Origin of the sequence: Corynebacterium sp. ACRPE (genome assembly GCF_022347435.1) — a bacterium.
Classification (GTDB): Bacteria; Actinomycetota; Actinomycetes; order Mycobacteriales; family Mycobacteriaceae; genus Corynebacterium; species Corynebacterium tuberculostearicum_D.
In genome coordinates this window covers 1-5195 of the sequence record NZ_JAKRNA010000045.1, presented here as the reverse complement: position 1 = coordinate 5195, position 5195 = coordinate 1, and the positions used below count along the sequence as shown (strand labels likewise).

At 57.2% G+C, this 5195-nt stretch carries 4 protein-coding genes; 2 read left to right on the top strand and 2 right to left on the bottom strand.

Annotation, left to right across the window (positions count from 1 at the left end; translation table 11 throughout):
- The coding region (locus MHY13_RS11965; protein WP_239282412.1) for an IS3 family transposase at nt 1-87 on the top strand (87 nt) is incomplete at its 5' end.
- Nucleotides 88-162: 75 nt separating this feature from the next.
- On the opposite strand, the gene MHY13_RS11960 is transcribed toward MHY13_RS11965, so the two are convergent.
- Nucleotides 163-2214: a glucose PTS transporter subunit IIA gene (locus tag MHY13_RS11960; protein WP_239236342.1), complete on the bottom strand. Its 2052-nt coding sequence runs from the start codon at nt 2212-2214 to the stop codon at nt 163-165.
- A 297-nt stretch (nt 2215-2511) separates the two neighbouring features.
- Complete coding sequence (gene rpsA, locus MHY13_RS11955; RefSeq protein WP_023021654.1) at nt 2512-3972, bottom strand: 30S ribosomal protein S1; 1461 nt, start codon at nt 3970-3972, stop codon at nt 2512-2514.
- Nucleotides 3973-4223: 251 nt separating this feature from the next.
- Here rpsA and MHY13_RS11950 point away from each other — a divergent pair, with 251 nt between their 5' ends.
- Entirely contained in the window at nt 4224-4955 is a 732-nt protein-coding gene (locus MHY13_RS11950) for a class I SAM-dependent methyltransferase (protein WP_239283234.1), read from the top strand.
- The last annotated feature ends 240 nt before the right edge of the window (nt 4956-5195 follow it).

Sequence of the window (5195 nt, the reverse complement as noted above, 5' to 3'; positions counted from 1 at the left end):
TACAACACCGAACGCATCCAACAACGACTCAAGGGCCTGACCCCGATGCAATATCGGAATCAGGCCCTTGAACCCCTCACCGCCTAGAATTAAACCAGTCCAACTTTTGGGGGCCAGTTCATGGTGCGGGGTTCCTCTGTCGCTATAGGTGTCAGCGTTTCTTTATTCCGCTGCTTCCTCCGGCTTCGGGGGAATGCGGAGCAACTCATCATTCGGAGTGACCTGGCCGGCTTCGCCGGAGACCGCGCCAAACTTGATGGCGTTAGTAACTACGACCGGAGTAATCAAGTTATAGCCCTTGGAACGGATGAATTCCGGGTCAAAGCTAATCAACTTATCGCCCGCGGAAATGCGTTGCTTCTTTTCCACGTGAACTTCGAAGCCTTCGCCTCCCAGCTCAACGGTATCGAGACCTACGTGGATGAGCAGTTGCACGCCGTTGTCGAGGCTAAGGCCTACCGCATGGCCGGACTTTTGAACGGTGAGCACCTTGCCGTCGGCAGGCGCATAGACGGTAGTGCCAGTTGGCTGGACTGCCATACCAGGCCCCAGCTTTGCCCCAGCAAAGATAGGATCTGGGACTTCCGAAAGGTCAACTGCCTCGCCCTCCAGAGGGGAATCCAACACGATGTCCTCCTTGCCAGTCTGCTTGGCGGCAACACCAGTAGCAGCAGTGCCCGCAGCGCTGGCAGCAACGGCGCCACCCGCATTCGAGGACACGCCCTTTTCGGTCTTAGTGGACTTGAAATCCGAACGAGCAGCTACGTCATCCACGGATTCGCCCTGTTCGCGGGCGATGCGCTCCAAGTCTGCCTGCTTTTCTTCCGCCGTGCGGTAGCCAAAGAACAGGGTCAGGAAGAAAGAGGTAAGGAATGCAGCCGTGATACCAAGGACGTAGCCCAGCTGCGGCGTCATAGCGCCAGTGGTCAACGCAGAGGTAAAGACGAAGGCCTCAGCGCGGACATCGAAGATACCGATGATTGCGCCGCCTACCGCACAACCTGGCAGCAACCGGTAGTAGCTGCGGCGGAAGCGCAACAAGATGCCATAGAGGGAAGGCTCAGACACGCCACCGAGGATGCCCGCTGCGAAGGCACCGATAGAAACCTGGCGCATGGCATTGTTCTTTTCCCTGAAGGAGATAACCATGACTGCGCCAACAACGCCGAAGCAGGCGAAGTTCCATGCGCCCATCGGGCCTTGGATGAAGTCGTAGCCGTAGGTTGCGATGTTCTGAATCATGATGACATTCAGCGGCCAGTGCAGGCCCATCGGAACGAGGAATGGGTACAGCAGCGGAATGACGATAGCCAGGATGAACGGCGAGAAATCATTGATTTGGTACAGGACCCAGGAAATGCCATTGCCCACGCCAATGCCGAACGGGCCGAGCAGGAAGGCTGTTGCCGGAATCATAATGAGCAAGGAGAAGAACGGCACGAAGACCATATGAACTGCACTCGGGATGATCTTCTTTAGTCCCTTTTCCACCCAGTACAGGCCGATTGCGGCCAAAATGGGCGGGAATACCTGGGAGCCGTAGGAATTGATGACCAGCGGCAGGCCAAATACGTTGACGGTATCGCCTTGCTCACCCAGCGACATAAATTCGGGGGTCAAAAGCGCTGCGGGAATAGCTGCGGAGACCCACATATTCGCGCCCAGCTTTTGGGCCGCGGTCGCACCGACCATCACGGGCAAGAAATAGAAGACCGACTGGAACATGGCATGAGCCAGGCGGAAGCCTTCTGGTTGCTCCTCCAGCGGTGCGCGGAAATCCTGGATGTGTGCCGTGTCCGCCAGAATGAGAAGCATGATGATGAGCGAGGCGCCCAGCAAAGCCCATAGGACGGGGCGGAAGGTATCGGAAAGGAACTCGAAGCAGTAATCTACCCAGTCATACTTACCGCGAACACCGTCATACTCCTTCTTGGAGGACGCCTCCTTGTCACCAGAAGCATGCACACCGGGTTGCTTGATGATCTCGTTGTAGTAGTCAGCAACGCCGCCGCCCATGACTACCTGGTAGCCGTGAGCACCCTGGGGCACGGTACCAAGCACCGCTGGGTCGCTATCGAGCTTTTCTTGGTCAACTTTCCCCGCATCGGCAAGTTGGAAGCGCAGGCGCGTCGCGCAGTGCGTCAGCGACGTGATGTTGTCGGCACCGCCGATACTTTCAACGATGTGGGTGGAAGTGTCCTTAATAGATGCCACTTCTTACTCCTCAGTTCAAATACCACTTATAACCAGTACTGCACTGGCTATAACGTCAGGTTTGAGTATAAGAGGATTCCCACATGAACAAAAGCCCGTTTTGTTGGCCTTCCAGGGACTTTTTCTACCTGGGAGTGCTTCACCGCTGGTCAACCACCTAGAGGCAACGATCATCCGGGCAAACGATTGCACAAACTGTCTAAAAGATCACAAAATCCGCGCCCACCCCATCTAGGTGATGAAGTGGGCGCGGCCGTGAGCCAAGCCCTAAGGCTTAGCGGAAACTAAGCGGAAGCTTTAGTTGCCAGCGAGCTTGTCGCGCAGTGCAGCGAGCTGCTCGTCGGAAGCCAGGGAGCCGCCAACCTCTGCCTGAGTCTCGGATGCCGGAGCTGCATCGGAGGAATCAGAGGAGTAGTTGGAGGACTCTGCAGACTCAGCAGCCTCAGCGGCTGCGGCGCGGTTGCGCTCGATCTGAGCGGTGTGCAGGTTGAAGCGACGCTCGGACTCTGCGTAGCGTGCCTCCCAAGCCTGACGCTGCTCGTCGAAGCCTTCCTTCCACTCGTTGGTCTCAGGGTCGAAGCCCTCAGGGAAGACGTAGTTGCCCTGCTCGTCGTAGGAGTCAGCCATGCCGTACTTGGACGGATCGAACTCTTCGGTGTAGTCCTCGTCTGCCTGCTTAACGGACAGGGAGATACGACGACGCTCGAGATCGATGTCGATGACCTTGACCATAACTTCCTGGCCAACGGTGACAACCTGGTCCGGAACCTCGACGTGGCGCTGAGCCAGCTCGGAGATGTGAACCAGGCCCTCGATGCCCTCCTCGACGCGGACGAAGGCGCCGAACGGAACGAGCTTGGTGACCTTGCCCGGAACGATCTGGCCCACAGCGTGGGTGCGGGCGAATACGCGCCACGGATCTTCCTGGGTAGCCTTCAGGGACAGGGAAACGCGCTCGCGGTCCAGATCAACGTCCAGAACCTCAACGGTTACCTCGTCGCCAACGGTGACAACCTCAGATGGGTGGTCGATGTGCTTCCAGGACAGCTCGGAAACGTGAACCAGGCCGTCGACACCGCCGAGATCGACGAAGGCGCCGAAGTTGACGATGGAGGAAACAACGCCCTTGCGGACCTGGCCCTTCTGCAGCTGGTGCAGGAACTCGGAGCGAACCTCGGACTGGGTCTGCTCCAGGTACGCACGGCGGGACAGAACAACGTTGTTGCGCTGCTTGTCCAGCTCGATGATCTTTGCTTCCAGCTCCTGGCCGATGTACGGCTCCAAGTCACGGACGCGACGCATCTCAACGAGGGATGCAGGCAGGAAGCCACGCAGGCCGATATCCAGGATGAGGCCGCCCTTGACAACCTCGATAACGGTACCGGTAACAGGCTCTTCCTTGGCCTGCAGCTCCTCGATGGCGCCCCATGCGCGCTCGTACTGTGCACGCTTCTTGGACAGGATCAGGCGACCTTCCTTGTCCTCCTTGGTGAGAACAAGTGCGTCAACCTCATCGCCGACCTCAACAACCTCGTCCGGGTTGACGTCGTGCTTGATGGACAGCTCGCGGGAAGGGATAACGCCTTCGGTCTTGTATCCGATGTCCAGCAGTACCTCGTCGTGGTCAACCTTGACGACGGTACCCTCGACAATGTCACCATCGTTGAAGTACTTGATGGTGGCGTCTACAGCTGCGAGGAAGTCCTCTGCGGTTCCGATATCGTTAATCGCAACCTGCGGGGTGTTAGAAGATGGCATATTGAAAAAATGCTCCGAATAAATGTAGGAAATCGAAATTGGACAACTGCGCGTCTCTCGAAAAAAGCTTGCTAAGCTGCGCAAATGCAGCTAAAAAGAGGAATATTCGATCCCGCCTCGTGATTGCTTAAAGCCTTCCTACAGGGACTTAGAACAACCCGTGGCATAGACACGCCCGTCCAACACTACATCTGTCCAGCTAAAAGGGCAAATACACGGACCAACTATTTCGCAAAGGAATTTCTCCCACCGTGACTTCCCCCTCGCACGCAAACCAGGCCTACTGGGATAGCGACGCCGCCAATTACCACGCCGAGCACCCCGACTACCTTTCTTCCTTTTACTGGTGCCCAGAAATGCTCCACGAAGACCAAGCACACTTGCTAGGCGACGTCTCGGCTTCCTCCGTACTCGAAATTGGCTGCGGCTCCGCCCCGTGTACCGAATGGCTCCAGACACGCGCGCACTTCGCCACCGGCTTCGATATCTCCCGCGGCATGCTCAACCACGCTGGACCCGGGCTCCCCTTAACCCAGGCCGATGCACTCTCACTGCCCTACGCGACGGGCTCTTTCGACGCAGCCTTCTCGGCGTTCGGCGCCTTCCCTTTTCTTGCCAACCTTGATTTAGCCCTAAGTGAAGTCTCCCGTGTCCTCAAACCTGGCGGTAGGTTCGTCCTCTCGACCAACCACCCCATGCGCTGGATATTCCCTGATGATCCCACCGATCTGACGGCCGATATCAGCTATTTCGATCGCGCTTATCTGGAGCAAGACCGCGATGGCAACCTGACCTATGCGGAATTTCATCGCACTATCGCGGATTGGTTTCAGGCTTTACAGGGCGAAGGCCCGTTCCTAATCGAGGACATCATCGAGCCCGAATGGCCTAGGGATCTCACCACTACGTGGGGCCAATGGTCGCCGGAGCGCGGCGAAATCTTCCCCGGCACGATTATTTTCGTCTGCCGGAATTGCCGCTAACCTATGGGCATGATTCTGGATCGAATTGGCCTTCTCTTGCGTCGCGGCCTCGCATGGTGGATCGACGCCTTCCTGGCAGCAGCCGTGATCGTTGTGGCGCGATGGGCAATCAATGCACTTGCGGGTTAAGGGTCAAAAAGTGTGTCCGGAATCGCGGATTTTCACGGATTGACCTGTAGGTTTCCGGAAAGTATATGCTCCGGAAGCATATATCTAGCCCCCGACGGGAAATCCTCGGTG